Below are 14594 nucleotides of genomic sequence, written 5' to 3'. Positions count from 1 at the left end.
CTGATCGTCAGGGCTTTGGCGCGCGGATCAGCATGACCTGGCCCGCCAGCACCAGGGCCAGACCGATCAGGGCGCTCCAGCCGAAGCGCGCGCCCTCGAACACGACCGACACCAGCATGGCGATCGGCGGCGTCAGGGCCGAGATATAGCTGGCCAAGGCGTATCCCCTCTGGCGGGCGAGGGTGAAATACAGGCCGAAGGCGATCACCGAACCGAACAGCGACAGGTGCAGCAGCGACAGCAGATAGGCGGGCGTCGGCTCGATCCGCCACGTCGCCCCCGTCGCAAGGCCATACAGCGCCAACATGGCCGTCCCATACGCCATCGCCCAGGCGGTCGCGGGCAGAACCGGCGCGCCCGCCTGCTGCGCCCGCCAGGCGAACCAGTTGCCCAGGGCCGAGGCCATCACCGCAGTCAGGGCCAGGGCCACGCCCAATCCGGGGTTCAGGCCCGCTCCGCTCGCCGCCATCTGACCATAGGACAGGACGCCGACCCCCATCACGCCGAACACGGCGCCCAGCCAGGCCGCCGGCGCCGCCTTCTGTCCCGCCAGAACGCGAAACAGGATCAGGTTGACGAAGGCCAGGGCGGCGAAGATGACCGCCACGACAGCCGACGCCGCCTGCTCTTCCGCCGCATAGACAAAGCCATAGCTGACCGCGAAGACGAAGGCGCCCTGCCCTATGGCCGCCATATGCTGCTCGCGCGTCAGGCGCAGCGGACGGCGCGTCAAGGCGCAGAAGGCGAACAGGACCACGGCGGCCAGGCCGAACCGCCAGACGATGGAGACGACCGCATCCACCGGCCCCAGCTGCAGGGTGATCGCATACCAGGTCGTACCCCAGATCAGGGCGCAGGCGGCGATGGCGGCGATGGCGAACGGCCGGCTCAAGTGGGATCTCCAGACAGGCGCGACCCGCTTATCACCCCGACGGCTCGCCCGCCTCTCACGTCTTGCGCGCGAGTGTGACATGCTGGCCTTCAAACAGGAGATCGCCATGCGAAACGCCGCCTTCGTTCTACCCGCCGCCCTGGTTCTGGCCGCCTGCGCCACGACGGGCGAAGCGCCCCTGCCGATGACGACGGGCACGACCGTCGTGAACGTCACCGCCCTGTATCGCGAACGGATCATGCTGCCGCCCGGCCATGTGCTGACGGTGCGGGTCGAGGACGTCAGCCGCGCGGACGCCCCCGCCGAAGTTCTGGCCGAAACGCGAGAGACGCTGACCGGCGGGCCGCCCTACTCTGTCACGCTGGGCTTCCCGACGTCGCAGATCGATCCGCGACACACCTATGCGGTTCGCGCCGAGATTCGCGATCCGGCCGGCGCCCTGGTCTTCACGACCGACACGCGCCACGCCGTCCTGACGCAGGGCGCGCCCGCCTCGGCCGAGATCGTGCTGAAGTCCGCGCGTTGAGCAGCCTGTCCAAACGCTCCGTCGCCCTGGCGGGCCATGCGACCTCCGTGGCGCTGGAGCCCGAGTTCTGGGCCGTGCTGGACCGGATCGCGGCGACCCGCAGTCTCAGCAAGGCCCAGCTTCTGGCCGAGATCGACGCCGGGCGCGGGCGACGGCCCCTGGCCTCGGCCTGTCGGCTGCTGGCGCTGGACTGGGTGGCGGACAACGGCCGGGCGGCGTAACCTGCGGTCTATGGAGATGCGATCATGAGCGACAATCGACTGGTTCCCGCCGCCCTATTCGGCGGATTGCTGGCTCTGGGCTTCATCGGGGCGGGCGCCCTGATCGGTCAGGGCGTGATCCATGCGCGCGCCGGCGACCGCACCGTGACGGTGCGCGGCCTGTCCGAGCGGAACGTGAAGGCCGATTTGGCGGTCCTGCCGCTTCGGTTCACCGCATCCGGCGATGTCCTGTCCGAGGTGCAGGGCAAGATCGACAACGACCTGGGCCTGGTGCGCCGTTTCCTGACCGCCCAGGGCTATCCCGCGTCGGCCATCGAACTGGGCCGGCTGGAGGTCGCCGACACCCGCTCGCGCGAATACGCCGCGCAGAACGGCGGCCCGCGTTTCATCCTGGCCCAGACGGTGGTGGTGCGAACGAACGACGTGGCGCGCGTCCAGGCCACGACCCGCGCCCTGAACGACCTGGTTCGCCAGGACGTGGTGCTGCAGGACTTCCAGGGGCCGTCCTACATCTTCACCAAGCTGAACGACGTGCGGCCGCAAATGATCGCCGAGGGCACCAGCGCCGCCCGCACCGGCGCCGAACAGTTCGCCAAGGACAGCGGCACGCCGCTGGGGCCAATCCGTCAGGCGACGCAGGGCTCGTTCGAAATCCTGCCGCGCGACGGATCGGGCGACAACGAAGCCGCCTCCATCGACAAGAAAATCCGCGTGGTGACGACGATCACCTACAGTCTGAAATAGCCGCGTCCTGACAGGCGGCCGGCAGTTCGGAGGCGACGAGAACGGCCTTCGGCTTACGCTCGCCGCCCATTTCAACCAGCCCGATCCAGAAGGCCAGCAGGCCGAACATCGCGATCATGCCGGCGGCGAAGGCGATCCAGCCCTGTCGTCGGCCTTTGCGCCGACGGCTGGAGGCCGCCCTGCCGATGTTCGCTTCGCGTTGCATCGCAACAGGGAACCGGCGGCCGAACCCGCAGGTTCCCTGTTTTCATTGCGACGGCGGCCCTGACATTGCCTTGCGGTCCCCTTATGTTCCGCTTTCGATTCTGCCAGACAGCCTGAATGACGGATAGTTCTTCGCCCGTGACCGATCTTCCCGCCCCTCGCATTTCCGACCTGGCCCGCGCTCGCGCGCCCGAGGAGGCGCAGGCCCGCGACTATCTGTCCGGCCTGAATCCCGAACAGCGCGAGGCGGTCGAGACGACCGAGGGGCCGGTTCTGGTTCTGGCGGGCGCCGGAACGGGCAAGACCCGCGTCCTGACCACCCGACTGGCCCATATCCTGGCGACCGGCCGGGCCAGGCCGTGGGAACTGCTGGCCGTCACCTTCACCAACAAGGCCGCGCGCGAGATGCGCGAGCGGATCACGCATCTGATCGGCCCGTCGGCCGAAGGTTTGCGCTGGCTGGGCACCTTCCACTCCATCGCCGCCCAGATCCTGCGTCGCCATGCCGAACTGGTCGGGCTGAAATCCAGCTTCACCATTCTGGACACCGACGATCAGGAACGGGTGCTGAAACAGCTGCTGGAAGCGGCCAACATCGACACCAAACGCTGGACGCCGAAATCGCTGTCGGGCCTGATCGACCATTGGAAGAACCGGGGCTGGACGCCCGAAAAACTGCCGCCCGGCGAGGACTTCGCCAATGGCAAGGGCCAGGGCCTCTACGCCGCCTATCAGGCGCGGCTGCGGTCGCTGAACGCCTGCGACTTCGGCGATCTTCTGCTGCACAACATCACCATTCTGTCGCAGCACGCGGACCTGGCCGAGGAATACCGCCGCCGCTTCCGCTACATTCTGGTGGACGAATATCAGGACACCAATGTCGCCCAGTATCTGTGGCTTCGGCTGCTGACGGCCTCGACCGGCAATGTTTGCTGCGTCGGCGACGACGATCAATCGATCTATGGCTGGCGCGGCGCCGAGGTGGACAACATCCTGCGTTTCGAACGCGACTTTCCCGGCGCCAAGATCGTCAAGCTGGAGCGGAACTATCGCTCGACCCGCCACATACTGGGGGCCGCGTCCGGCCTGATCGCCGCCAACCGCGATCGGCTGGGCAAGACCCTGTGGACCGAGGATGACGGCGGCGATAAGGTTCGGGTGCGCGGCGTCTGGGACGGCGAGGCCGAGGCCCGTCTGATCGGAGACGAGATCGAGACTGCGCGGCGGCCCCATGCCGGCCAACCTAGCCTGAAATACAAGGACATGGCTATTCTGGTGCGCGCCTCGTTCCAGATGCGGGCCTTCGAAGAGCGGCTGGTCATGCTGGCCATCCCCTATACGGTCATCGGCGGGCCGCGCTTCTTCGAGCGGGCCGAAATCCGCGACGCCCACGCCTATCTGCGGCTGATCCTGTCAGAGGACGACGATCTGGCGTTCGAGCGGATCGTCAATGTCCCCAAGCGCGGCATCGGCGACACCAGCGTCCAGAAGATTCTGCAACTGGCCCGCCAGCACGATCTGTCGGCCCTGACCGCCGTGCGCGGTCTGATCAACACCGACGAGCTTCAGGCCCGCACCCGCACGGCCTTGTCCAACTTCGTGCGCGACATCGACCGCTGGCGTCAGCTGTCGGAGACCACGCCCCACTGGCAGGTCATGGAGACCGTGCTGGAAGAGAGCGGCTATACCGACATGCAGAAGGCCGACCGGACCAGCGGCCAGACCCGGCTGGAGAACCTGAAGGAACTGGTTCAGTCGATGCAGCAGTTCGAGACGCTGCAGGCCTATCTGGAACACGTCTCTCTGGTCATGGACCTGGACCGCGGCGCGGGCGACGACCCAAACGGCGACGGGGCGGTGCAGATCATGACCCTGCACGGCGCCAAGGGGCTGGAGTTCCCGCTGGTCTTCCTGCCCGGCTGGGAGGAAGGGGTCTTCCCCTCTCAGCGCAGCATCGACGAAAAGGGCGAAAAGGGTCTGGAGGAGGAACGCCGCCTGGCCTACGTCGGCGTGACCCGGGCCAAGCAGGACGCGCGGATTTCGTTTGTCGCCAACCGTCTGGTCTATGGCCGCTGGACCTCGCAACTGCCCAGCCGCTTCGTCGACGAACTGCCCATCGCCCACGTCGATCCGCAATCCGACACCGGCTATTACGGCGCCTCGACCGGCATGAAGGAGGCCAAGAGCCGCTGGGACGACGCCCCCTCCTTCGGCAGCGGCTATTCCTCGCCCGGCTGGAAACGCGCCCAGAGCTTCACCGCCGCCCAGACGCCGGCTCGCCTCCCCGCCCGGAAAGCGGTCATCGAGGGCGACGGCCGCCTGATCGCCACCGCCGATCCCAAATCCAGTTCGGGCTGGAAAAAGGGACAGCGGGTCTTTCACCAGAAGTTCGGTTACGGCTCCGTTCGGGTCGTCGAAGGCAACAAGCTGCTGGTCGACTTCGAAAAGGCCGGCGAGAAGCGGGTGATCGACAGTTTCGTGGAAAAGGCGGACTGACGGCGGGTCAGACGGGCGTCCTGGCGTCGCCCAGCCGCACGGTCTCCCACAGGCCCACGGCGATCAGCACGGCGGTCGTCGCAATGCTGAGGATCAGCGGCGTGACCCACGGCAGAACCAGCCAGCCCATGGCCAAAACGGCGCAACCGACCAGTCGCGTCCAGGCCACCGTCCGCCAGATCGCCCAACTGGCCACCGCCGTCCCCAACAGGAACAGGATCGGGCCGCCCAGCAGGGTCAAGGCTGTCGCCGTCGCGACATGGCCGCCGGGATGGGCCAGCACAAGCTCGTCGCTGACCGCCACGACGATGATGCCCGCGATCACCAGGATCGGCGAATAGGTATAGGCCCGCCGCGCCATCCGCCCCGGATCGTCGGAATGCATGATGGCGTGCGACGCGGATTCATGCGCCTGGCTGAAGAACAGCCGCCACATGGCGACCGTGGACAGAACCGCCGAGACGAAGGCCACCCACACCGCACCCGACGACCAGTCCAGACCGCCGAAAGTGGCGCCGGAGACCAGAAGCGTCTCGCCCAGGCAGATGATGACGAACAGGCCGACCCGCTCGGCCATATGCCCGCCCTCGATGGTCCAGTCGTCGGTCCGCGACCGCCCAAGACCCGGAACGTAGAAATAGAGCGCCGGCGACGCATATTCGACCGCCAGGGCCGCCAGCCAGAACCACAGCCGCTGATCCGGTTCTGCCACACCGCCCGCGATCCACAGCACAGCCGAGGCGGCCAGCCAGATCAGGATGCGAAGGGCGTTCCGCCACAGGCTGGGATCGTCGCGCATCGCCCAGGCCATGAAGGCCGTGCGCCCGACCTGAATCCCGACGAAGGCCAGGGCGAACACCAGGCCGTTTTCCTGAAAGGCGTGCGGCAAGGCCGCCGACATCACCAGGCCGATCCCCATCAGAACGAACAGTGCGATCTGCACCGGCTCGCGCTCGGGGTCCAACCAGTTGGTCGCCCAGGAGGTGAAGACCCACGCCCACCAGACCGCCGCCAGAAGCATCGCCGCCTGAAGCGCGCCCAGCGGCGTCAGATGCGCCAGCAGACCGTGGCTGACCTGGGTGATGGCGAAGACGAAGACCAGGTCGAAGAACAGTTCGACGAACCCGACGCGGGCATGTTCGCCCGCCACCCGACTTCTCAACAACGATCGCATCGACGCCCCTCCTCGCTATACGGCGAGGCTAGCGCGACCGTTCGTCGATGTCCTGCCCGATCCGCGTTCCGCCAGACCTAAAGGTGCAGAACGCGGCCGTAGGCGTCCATCGCCGCCTCGTGCATGGCTTCGGACATGGTCGGATGCGGATAGACGATGCCCTGAATGTCCTCTTCCGTCGCCTCCATGGTGATGGCGGTGACGAAGCCCTGGATCATTTCGGTGACTTCGTGGCCCATCATATGGGCGCCGATCAGGGCGCCGGTTGCCGCGTCAAAGATCACCTTGACGAAGCCGTCGATCTCGCCCGCCGCCACGGCCTTGCCGTTCACGCGGAACGGGAAGCGGCCGATCTTGACCTCGCGCTTTTCGGCGCGGGCCGCCTGTTCGGTCACGCCGACCGAGGCGACCTGCGGCTGAGCGTAGGTGCAGCCGGCGATGGGCGAATGGACGTTCGGCGTCTTGTAACCGGCGATGTGCTCGGCGGCATGGATGCCTTCGTGTGACGCCTTGTGCGCCAGCCACGGCGCCCCAGCGCAGTCGCCGATGGCGTATAGACCCTTCACATTGGTCTGGCAGTGACTGTCAGTCTTGATGTGGCCCCGGTCCAGTTCGACGCCTAGCGACTCCAGACCGATGCCGTCGGTGTTGGCGGTGATGCCGACGGCCGAGATGCAGACCTCGGCCTCCAGCGTCTCGGCCTTGCCGCCGATCTCGACATCGACCTTGACGCCGGACGCACTCTTGGAGACCTTCGTCACCTTGGCGCCGACCTTGAACTTGATACCTCGCTTCTCGAACGACTTCTGCGCCGCCTTGGAGACCTCTTCGTCCTCCACAGGCATGATGCGCTCGACCGCCTCGACGACCGTCACCTCGGCGCCCAGGGCGCGATAGAAGCTGGCGAACTCAATGCCGATGGCGCCCGAGCCGATGACGACGAACGACTTGGGCAGCTTCTTGGGCGCCAAGGCGTCGCGATAGGCCCAGATCTTGTCCCCATCGGCTTCCAGCCCGATCTGCGGCAGGGCGCGGGCGCGGGCGCCGACGGCCAGCATAACCGACTTGGCCTCGACCGTGCGCGAACCGCCGGCCTTCAGGGCGATGACGACCTTGGGCGCGGCCGCCCCCTTCTCCAGCGTGGCCGTGCCCTCGATCACCTCGATCTTGTTCTTCTTCATCAGGAAGGAGACGCCCTTGTTCATCGTCGCCGCGACGCCGCGCGAGCGCTGGATGATGGCGTCGAAGTCGAACGACGCGCCGGACGCCGACAGGCCGTATTCCTTCAGGTGTGACAGGCTCTCGAACTTCTCGCCCGACTTCAGCAGGGCCTTAGTCGGGATGCAGCCCCAGTTCAGGCAGATACCGCCCAGGTTCTCGCGCTCGACGATGGCGACCTTCTGGCCCAACTGGCTGGCGCGAATGGCCGCGACGTAACCGCCGGGGCCCGAGCCGATGACGACGAGATCGAATTCAGCAGCCATTAGATCAACTTCTCGATGTCGGCCTTGATGGCCTCGGGTTCAGTCTGCGGGGCGTAGCGGGCGACCACCCTGCCCTCGCGGTCGGTCAGGAACTTGGTGAAGTTCCACTTGATGGCCTGGGAGCCCAGGAAGCCGCGCTTCTGCCGGGTCAGCCAGGCGTAGAGCGGATGCCGGTTCGGCCCGTTGACCTCCACCTTGTCGAACAGGGGGAAGGTCACGTCGAAACTGGTGGCGCAGAAGGCGGCGATTTCCGACGCCCTGCCCGGTTCCTGATTGCCGAACTGGTTGCAGGGAAAACCCAGCACCTCGAACGGCGCGTCGGCGAAATCCCGATGCAGCTTCTCCAGACCGTCGTACTGGCCGGTGAAGCCGCACTTGGACGCCGTATTCACGATCAGCAACGCCTGTCCGCGAAAGCGGTCCAGCGAGACGTCCGCGCCGTCGATAGCGCGGGCGGAGAAGTCATAGACCGAGGTCATGACCTCACCCTCCCCTTACGCCAGCATCGCCACGGGATCTTCGATCAGCGGCTTGAACGCCTGCAGGAAGCGGGCGCCGGTCGCGCCGTCGACCACGCGGTGATCGCAGGTCAGGGTCACGGTCATGACGGTGGCCGGAACCACCTGGCCGTTCTTCACGACCGCACGCTGCTCGCCCGCGCCCACGCTCATGATGCAGCCCTGCGGCTCATTGATGATCGAGGTGAACTGCTTGATGCCGAACATGCCCAGATTGGACACCGAGAAGGTGCCGCCCTGGAACTCTTCCGGCTTCAGCTTGCGGTCGCGGGCGCGCTTGGCCAGGTCCTTGGACTCGGTCGCAATCTGCGCCAGACCCTTGGTCTCGGCCTTCTTGATGATCGGCGTGATCAGGCCGCCGTCGATGGCCACGGCCATGGAGACGTCGGCGTTGTGGTGCATGGCGATGCCTTCGGGCGTATAGGAGGCGTTCGCTTCCGGCACCGCCTTCAGGGCCAGGGCCGCCGCCTTGATGACGAAGTCGTTGACGGAGACCTTGATCCCCTGCGGCTCCAGCATCTTGTTGACCTTGGCGCGCACGGCCATCAGCTGATCGATCTCGACATCGATGAACAGCGGGAAGTGCGGCACGTTCTGGATGCTGTCGACCATGCGACGCGCGACGGCCTTTCTCATGCCGTCCAGCGGAATCAGGTCGTAGCTGCCGTCCGGGATGCCCATCTGCGCCAGAGACTGCGCCTTGCGTGGTTCGGCGGCGGGGCTTGTCGCCGTCGTTGCGGACGACGCGGCGGCAGGCTGGGTCGAACCCTTGCCGGCAGCCTCGACGTCACGCTTGACGATGCGGCCGTGCGGGCCGGTGCCCTTGATCGACTTCAGATCGACGCCGTTCTGGGCGGCGATGCGACGGGCCAGGGGCGAAGAGAAGATGCGTTCGCCGCTGTCGGCTTTCGGCGCGGCGGGCGCAGGGGCAGCGGCCTTCGGAGCCTCAGCCGCAGGCGCAGCCTCGACCTTGGGGGTCTCTTTCGACTTGGCGGCGGGCGCCTCGGCGGGCTTGGGTGCAGCGGCGCCGCCTTCGTCTTTCAGGCGGGCGATGGGCGTGTTGACCTTCACGCCTTCGGTGCCCTCGGCGACCAGAATGTCGGTGACTTCGCCCTCGTCCACGGCCTCGACTTCCATCGTGGCCTTGTCGGTTTCGATCTCGGCGATAACGTCGCCGGCGGACACGACGTCCCCGACCTTGACGTGCCACTTGGCCAGAACGCCCTCCTCCATGGTCGGAGACAGGGCCGGCATCAGGATATCGGTCATGCCATCACCTGTTTCACGGCGGCGACGATCTTGTCCACGCCCGGCAGCGACAGGACTTCCAAGTTGGCCGCATAGGGCAGCGGCACGTCTTCCTGGTGAACCCGCAGCGGCGGGGCGTCCAGATAGTCGAAGGCGTGTTCGATCACGCGGGCCACGACCTCGGCGCCGACGCCCATCGGACCCCAGCCCTCTTCGGCCGAGACCAGACGGTTGGTCTTCTTGACGCTATCGACGATGGTTTCATGGTCCAGCGGACGCAGGGTGCGCAGGTCGATGACCTCGGCTTCGATCCCCTCCTCGGCCAGCTTCTCGGCGGCTTGGAGCGCGAAACCGACCATGCGGGCGTGGGCCGTAATGGTGACGTCCTTGCCTTCGCGACGCACCTTGGCCTTGCCGATCGGCAGGACATAATCGTCGACTTCCGGTACGTCGAATTCGGTGCCGTAGAGCATTTCGTGTTCGAGGAAGACGACCGGGTTCGGATCGCGAATGGCGGCCTTCAGCAGGCCCTTGGCGTCGGCGGCGTCATAGGGCGCGATGACCTTCAGGCCCGGAACCTGGGCGTACCAGGCCGAATAGTCCTGGCTGTGCTGGGCGCCGACGCGGCTGGCCGCGCCGTTGGGGCCGCGGAAGACGATGTCCGCGCGGATCTGACCGCCCGACATATACAGGGTCTTGGCCGCTGAGTTGATGATGTGGTCGATCGCCTGCATGGCGAAGTTGAACGTCATGAACTCGACGATGGGCTTCAGGCCCGCCATGGCGGCGCCGACGCCCAGACCGGCGAAGCCGTGCTCGGTGATCGGGGTGTCCACGACGCGCTGGTCGCCGAATTCCTGCAGCAGTTCGCGACTGACCTTATAGGCGCCCTGGTACTGGGCGACTTCCTCGCCGATCAGGAAGACGCGGTCGTCGCGGCGCATTTCCTCGGCCATGGCGTCGCGCAGGGCGTCGCGCACGGTCGTCTTGACCAGTTTGGCCTCGGACGGGATTTCCGGGTCGCGCAGTTCGCCCTTGGGCGTCGCGGTCTGGGCCGGGGCCTTTTCGGGATCGCCGGTCTTGCCTTCAGCCGCAGCCTTGGGCGCGTCGGTTTCGGCGGCCTTGGGCGCGGGCGCTGCGGCGCCGTCTTCGCCGGCCAGACGCGCGATCGGCGTGTTGACCTTCACGTTCTCGGAGCCCTCGGGCACCAGGATTTCCAGCACTTCGCCTTCATCCACGGCCTCGACTTCCATCGTGGCCTTGTCGGTTTCGATCTCGGCGATCACCTGGCCGGCCGACACGGTGTCGCCCGCCTTGATGTGCCATTTGGTCAGCGTGCCCTCTTCCATCGTGGGGGACAGCGCCGGCATCAGAATGTCGGTCACGGATCAGGCCTCCACGTAAACGTCGGTATAGAGCTCGGACGGATCGGGTTCCGGGCTCTCTTGAGCGAATTGAACAGCTTCGGCGACGATCGCCTTGATTTCGTTGTCGATGACCTTCAGCTCCTCTTCGGTCGCCTTGGCGGCCGACAGCAGCATCTTCAGGTGATCGATCGGATCGCGGGTCTTCTTGACCTCGTCGACTTCTTCCTTGGTGCGGTATTTCGCCGGGTCGGACATCGAGTGGCCGCGATAGCGATAGGTCTTCACTTCAAGGATGTAGGGGCCTTCGCCGGCGCGGGCGCGGGCCACGGCGCGGGCGGTGGCGTCACGCACGGCCAGAACATCCATGCCGTCGACCTGTTCGCCCGGAATGCCGAAGCTGGCGCCGCGCATGTAGAGTTCGGTCGTGGACGACGAGCGTTCGATGCTCGTGCCCATCGCGTACTGGTTGTTCTCGATGATGTAGATGGCCGGCAGCTTCCACAGCTGGGCCATGTTGAAGCTCTCGTACACCTGCCCCTGGTTCGAGGCGCCGTCGCCGAAATAGACGAAGGCCACCGAATCGTCGCCGCGATACTTGCCGGCGAAGGCCAGGCCCGTGCCCAGCGCCACCTGGGCGCCGACGATGCCGTGACCGCCATAGAAGCCGGTCGGCACGTCGAACATGTGCATCGAGCCGCCCTTGCCCTTGGACGAGCCGCCGCTGCGGCCGGTCAGTTCGGCCATGACCTCTTTCGGGTCCATGCCGGCGGCCAGCATATGGCCGTGGTCGCGGTAGCCGGTGATGATCTTGTCGTGGCCCTGTTTGACGCTCTCCTGAACGCCCACCGCCACGGCTTCCTGGCCGATGTACAGGTGGCAGAAACCGCCGATCAGACCCATGCCGTACAGTTGGCCCGCACGTTCCTCGAAACGGCGGATCAGAACCATCTCGCGATAGAAGCGAAGCAGGTCTTCCTTGGACGCCGTCGGCGTGTTGGGCAGTTTGTCAGGCGTGGTCGTCTGAGCGGATTTGGCTGGGGCTTTCGCCATCCGGTATCTCCCGGCTAGGCGCCGAGAAGCGACGCCTTCTTATCGTTACGGAAGGGGGCTTTAGCAGCCTTCCTTCCCGGAACGCAAAGGGGGGCGGGCCGGGCTGTAACAATAGTTCAAGTGGCCGGGACGGGTTCAGCCCTGCGCGGCCGGCGCCGATACGCGGATCACATAGTCGCGCGGGTCGGAAAAGCCCAGGACGGCGCGCGCGCGCTCCTCCAGCAGGTCGCGTGACAGACTGTCGCTGCGCAGATACCGGACCCGGGTTTCCAGGTCGCGCCGCTGTTCGGACAAATGTGCGAGTTGCGTCTCGCGCTGGTCCAGCAGCGCGTCGCGCGAGGCGCCGCTCAGCAGTCCGCGTTCGCCCGTCAAAGCCTGCACGCCGAGATAGGCGAGCAAAAGCAGGAGGGCACAGGACACGCGGTAAGGTTTCATCCGTTCGGGCACTTAAAACGCTCCTTCTGAGCGCGAGAACACAGTTCACGAACCGTGCCCGAAAATGCCTAACGAATTGTAGCTTGACCGTAAGAAAGTCGGCGAAGAACGCTGATTCTCCGCCGACAATTCCGATGCTTATTTCAACAGCATGCCGTCGCCGAAATAGACGCCCTGGTCGCCCAGCATTTCCTCGATACGCAGCAGCTGATTGTATTTCGCCACCCGGTCGGAACGGGCCAGCGAACCGGTCTTGATCTGCCCGCAGTTGGTGGCCACGGCCAGGTCCGCAATGGTCGAATCCTCGGTCTCGCCCGAACGGTGGCTCATCACGGCCGTATAGCCAGCGCGTTGGGCCATATCGACGGCGTCCAGCGTCTCCGAAAGCGTGCCGATCTGATTGACCTTGATCAGGATCGAATTGGCCAGGCCCTCGCCGATACCGGCGGCCAGACGCGCCGGATTGGTCACGAACAGATCGTCGCCGACCAGCTGGACCCGGTCGCCCAGACGCTCGGTCAACAGACGCCAGCCGTCGAAATCATCCTCAGCCATCCCGTCCTCGATGGAGACGATGGGGAAGCGTTCGCACAGATCGACCAGATAGGCGGCCATGCCGTCGGCGTCGACGGTCTTGCCCTCGCCGGCCATCAGATATTTGCCGTCCTTGAAGAACTCGGTCGAGGCGACGTCCAGACCCAGGTGGAAGTCCTCGCCCGCCAGATAGCCGGCGGCCTGGCCGGCCTTGGTGATGAAGCTCAGCGCCTCTTCGGCCGAGGCCAGATTCGGGGCAAAGCCGCCTTCGTCGCCGACGTTGGTGTTGTGGCCCGCATCCTTCAACTGCGTCTTCAGTGCATGGAAGATTTCCGTGCCCATCCTCAGGGCGTCGGTGAAGGTTTCGGCGCCCGTCGGCAGGATCATGAACTCCTGGATGTCGATCGGATTGTCGGCGTGGGCGCCGCCGTTGATGATGTTCATCATCGGCGTGGGCAGGACGCGGGCCGAGACGCCGCCGATATAGCGATACAGCGGCAGGCCCGACGAAATCGCGCTGGCCTTGGCTGCGGCCAGCGACACGCCCAGGATGGCGTTGGCGCCGAGGCGACCCTTGTTAGGCGTGCCGTCCAGCGCGATCATCGCTTCGTCCAGGCGACGCTGGTCCTCGGCGTCCATGCCGGACAGGGCGTCGAAGATTTCGCCGTTCACGGCGTCGACGGCCTTCTGAACGCCCTTGCCGCCCCAGACATCCTTGTCGCCGTCGCGCAGTTCGACGGCTTCGTGCGCGCCGGTCGAGGCGCCCGAGGGCACGGCGGCCCGGCCGAACGAGCCATCGTCCAGAATCACATCCACTTCGACCGTCGGATTGCCTCGGCTGTCGAGAATCTGGCGGGCGACGATGTCGGCGATGTCGGTCATGGCTCGGCTCTTTGGCTCAAGGCGGAAGTGAAGTCCGACGGGTTTAGCCGCCTGTCCGCCAAAGGCCAATGCCGCCGTTCAGCCGTTGCGTCAGGAACAGCCTTCGACCAGCTGGATCGACGGATCACCTGCATGGATCATGCTGACTTTTCCGTCCATCCCGATCTCGTAGCGGACGCCACGCGCCGAGGGATCGGCGACGTAGTTGGTCGAGCCGCCGCGCGCCCAGACGAACAGGTCTTCAGCCGGGGCGGCCTGATATTTATGCGGCTCGACGAAGATCGAACCGCCATAGGCCTGTTTGATCGCCATGGCCGTGTCGCCGAGGCCGAAGCCCCGGTCCGTCTTGATCCTGGCGCCCCGCATCAGGGTGATTCGCGTCAGCTTGCCGTCCTGGATCATGACGTTGACGCCTTCGGGCGCCCGAACGGGATGGAACTGATCGCAGACCTCGGGTTCGGCCCCGCCGACAGACTTCGGATTCGCCCGTTCGCCCCAGGCCGCGATCAGATCGGCCTTGCTCATGCCGATCCGCGCCGCGCCTAGCCCCTCGGACGTTAGGGTGTTGGGATCGGCGGCGGGGGCTGAAGGCGGCTGCTCGGCCGGCGTCATCGCGACGGGGGCCGCATCGGTCGGAGCCTGAGCGGCCGGGCGGTCATCGCGCCCGCAGGCGGCGAGACTCAAAAGCGCGCAGGCGCTGACGGCGGTGAGACGAATCATCATGCGGAATCTCCAGTCGAAACTTCACCGCACGGAACGCACGAAAACGGCGCGCGGATCACCGCGCGCCGTGGAATTTCTCGTTCGACCCTCGGGCCG

15 protein-coding genes are annotated in these 14594 nt (G+C 66.1%); 4 read left to right on the top strand and 11 right to left on the bottom strand.

Translation table 11 applies throughout. The features are described from left to right. Positions 1-7: 7 nt before the first annotated feature. Entirely contained in the window at positions 8-892 is an 885-nt protein-coding gene (locus SH203_RS00445; protein WP_234989324.1) for a DMT family transporter, read from the bottom strand. 79 nt (positions 893-971) lie between these two features. Here SH203_RS00445 and SH203_RS00440 point away from each other — a divergent pair, with 79 nt between their 5' ends. The 3 genes from SH203_RS00440 to SH203_RS00430 are packed head-to-tail and all read left to right on the top strand — an operon-like array spanning position 972 to position 2383. Further along, positions 972-1418, top strand: coding sequence for a YbaY family lipoprotein (locus tag SH203_RS00440; protein WP_234989323.1), 447 nt, complete (start codon positions 972-974; stop codon positions 1416-1418). Further along, complete coding sequence (locus SH203_RS00435; protein WP_087118919.1) at positions 1415-1639, top strand: ribbon-helix-helix domain-containing protein; 225 nt, start codon at positions 1415-1417, stop codon at positions 1637-1639. Before SH203_RS00440 ends, SH203_RS00435 begins: the two co-directional genes overlap by 4 nt. Positions 1640-1663: 24 nt before the next feature. Beyond that, positions 1664-2383, top strand: coding sequence for an SIMPL domain-containing protein (locus SH203_RS00430; RefSeq protein WP_087118918.1), 720 nt, complete (start codon positions 1664-1666; stop codon positions 2381-2383). Here the strand turns inward: SH203_RS00430 and SH203_RS00425 are convergent. Continuing rightward, positions 2364-2588, bottom strand: a complete 225-nt coding sequence (locus tag SH203_RS00425) for a hypothetical protein (protein ID WP_087118917.1) — start codon at positions 2586-2588, stop codon at positions 2364-2366. The genes SH203_RS00430 and SH203_RS00425 overlap by 20 nt on opposite strands. Positions 2589-2704: 116 nt before the next feature. Between SH203_RS00425 and SH203_RS00420 the strand changes: the two genes are divergently transcribed. Then, positions 2705-5083 carry an ATP-dependent helicase gene (locus SH203_RS00420; protein ID WP_200808747.1) on the top strand — a complete coding sequence of 793 codons (2379 nt, stop codon included), beginning with the start codon at positions 2705-2707 and terminating at the stop codon, positions 5081-5083. A gap of 7 nt (positions 5084-5090) precedes the next feature. Here SH203_RS00420 and SH203_RS00415 read toward each other — a convergent pair whose 3' ends face one another. The 9 genes from SH203_RS00415 to SH203_RS00375 form a co-directional block, all read right to left on the bottom strand. Next, positions 5091-6233 carry a low temperature requirement protein A gene (locus SH203_RS00415; protein WP_234989322.1) on the bottom strand — a complete coding sequence of 381 codons (1143 nt, stop codon included), beginning with the start codon at positions 6231-6233 and terminating at the stop codon, positions 5091-5093. Positions 6234-6334: 101 nt separating this feature from the next. Continuing rightward, entirely contained in the window at positions 6335-7741 is a 1407-nt protein-coding gene (gene lpdA, locus SH203_RS00410) for a dihydrolipoyl dehydrogenase (protein ID WP_087118914.1), read from the bottom strand. Next, positions 7741-8220, bottom strand: a complete 480-nt coding sequence (locus tag SH203_RS00405) for a glutathione peroxidase (protein WP_087118913.1) — start codon at positions 8218-8220, stop codon at positions 7741-7743. Before SH203_RS00405 ends, lpdA begins: the two co-directional genes overlap by 1 nt. Before the next feature lie 15 nt (positions 8221-8235). Beyond that, positions 8236-9528 (bottom strand): pyruvate dehydrogenase complex dihydrolipoamide acetyltransferase, encoded by a 1293-nt coding sequence (locus tag SH203_RS00400; RefSeq protein WP_087118912.1) that lies wholly within the window; start codon positions 9526-9528, stop codon positions 8236-8238. Further along, positions 9525-10892 carry a pyruvate dehydrogenase complex E1 component subunit beta gene (locus SH203_RS00395; protein ID WP_087118911.1) on the bottom strand — a complete coding sequence of 456 codons (1368 nt, stop codon included), beginning with the start codon at positions 10890-10892 and terminating at the stop codon, positions 9525-9527. The genes SH203_RS00400 and SH203_RS00395 overlap by 4 nt, the downstream gene beginning before the upstream one ends. Positions 10893-10895: 3 nt before the next feature. Beyond that, complete coding sequence (gene pdhA, locus SH203_RS00390) at positions 10896-11924, bottom strand: pyruvate dehydrogenase (acetyl-transferring) E1 component subunit alpha (RefSeq protein WP_087118910.1); 1029 nt, start codon at positions 11922-11924, stop codon at positions 10896-10898. Between the two features lie 135 nt (positions 11925-12059). Further along, on the bottom strand, positions 12060-12359 hold the full coding sequence (locus tag SH203_RS00385; RefSeq protein ID WP_087118909.1) for a septum formation initiator family protein: 300 nt from the start codon (positions 12357-12359) through the stop codon (positions 12060-12062). A gap of 138 nt (positions 12360-12497) precedes the next feature. Beyond that, on the bottom strand, positions 12498-13775 hold the full coding sequence (gene eno, locus SH203_RS00380) for a phosphopyruvate hydratase (protein ID WP_087118908.1): 1278 nt from the start codon (positions 13773-13775) through the stop codon (positions 12498-12500). A gap of 90 nt (positions 13776-13865) precedes the next feature. Continuing rightward, complete coding sequence (locus SH203_RS00375) at positions 13866-14498, bottom strand: hypothetical protein (RefSeq protein ID WP_087118907.1); 633 nt, start codon at positions 14496-14498, stop codon at positions 13866-13868. Positions 14499-14594: the final 96 nt, after the last annotated feature.

Source organism: Brevundimonas sp. SH203 (genome assembly GCF_002157625.1).
Classification (GTDB): domain Bacteria; phylum Pseudomonadota; class Alphaproteobacteria; order Caulobacterales; family Caulobacteraceae; genus Brevundimonas.
The sequence above is the reverse complement of the archived record's forward strand: the minus strand, read 5'-3'. Positions and strand labels throughout refer to the sequence as shown.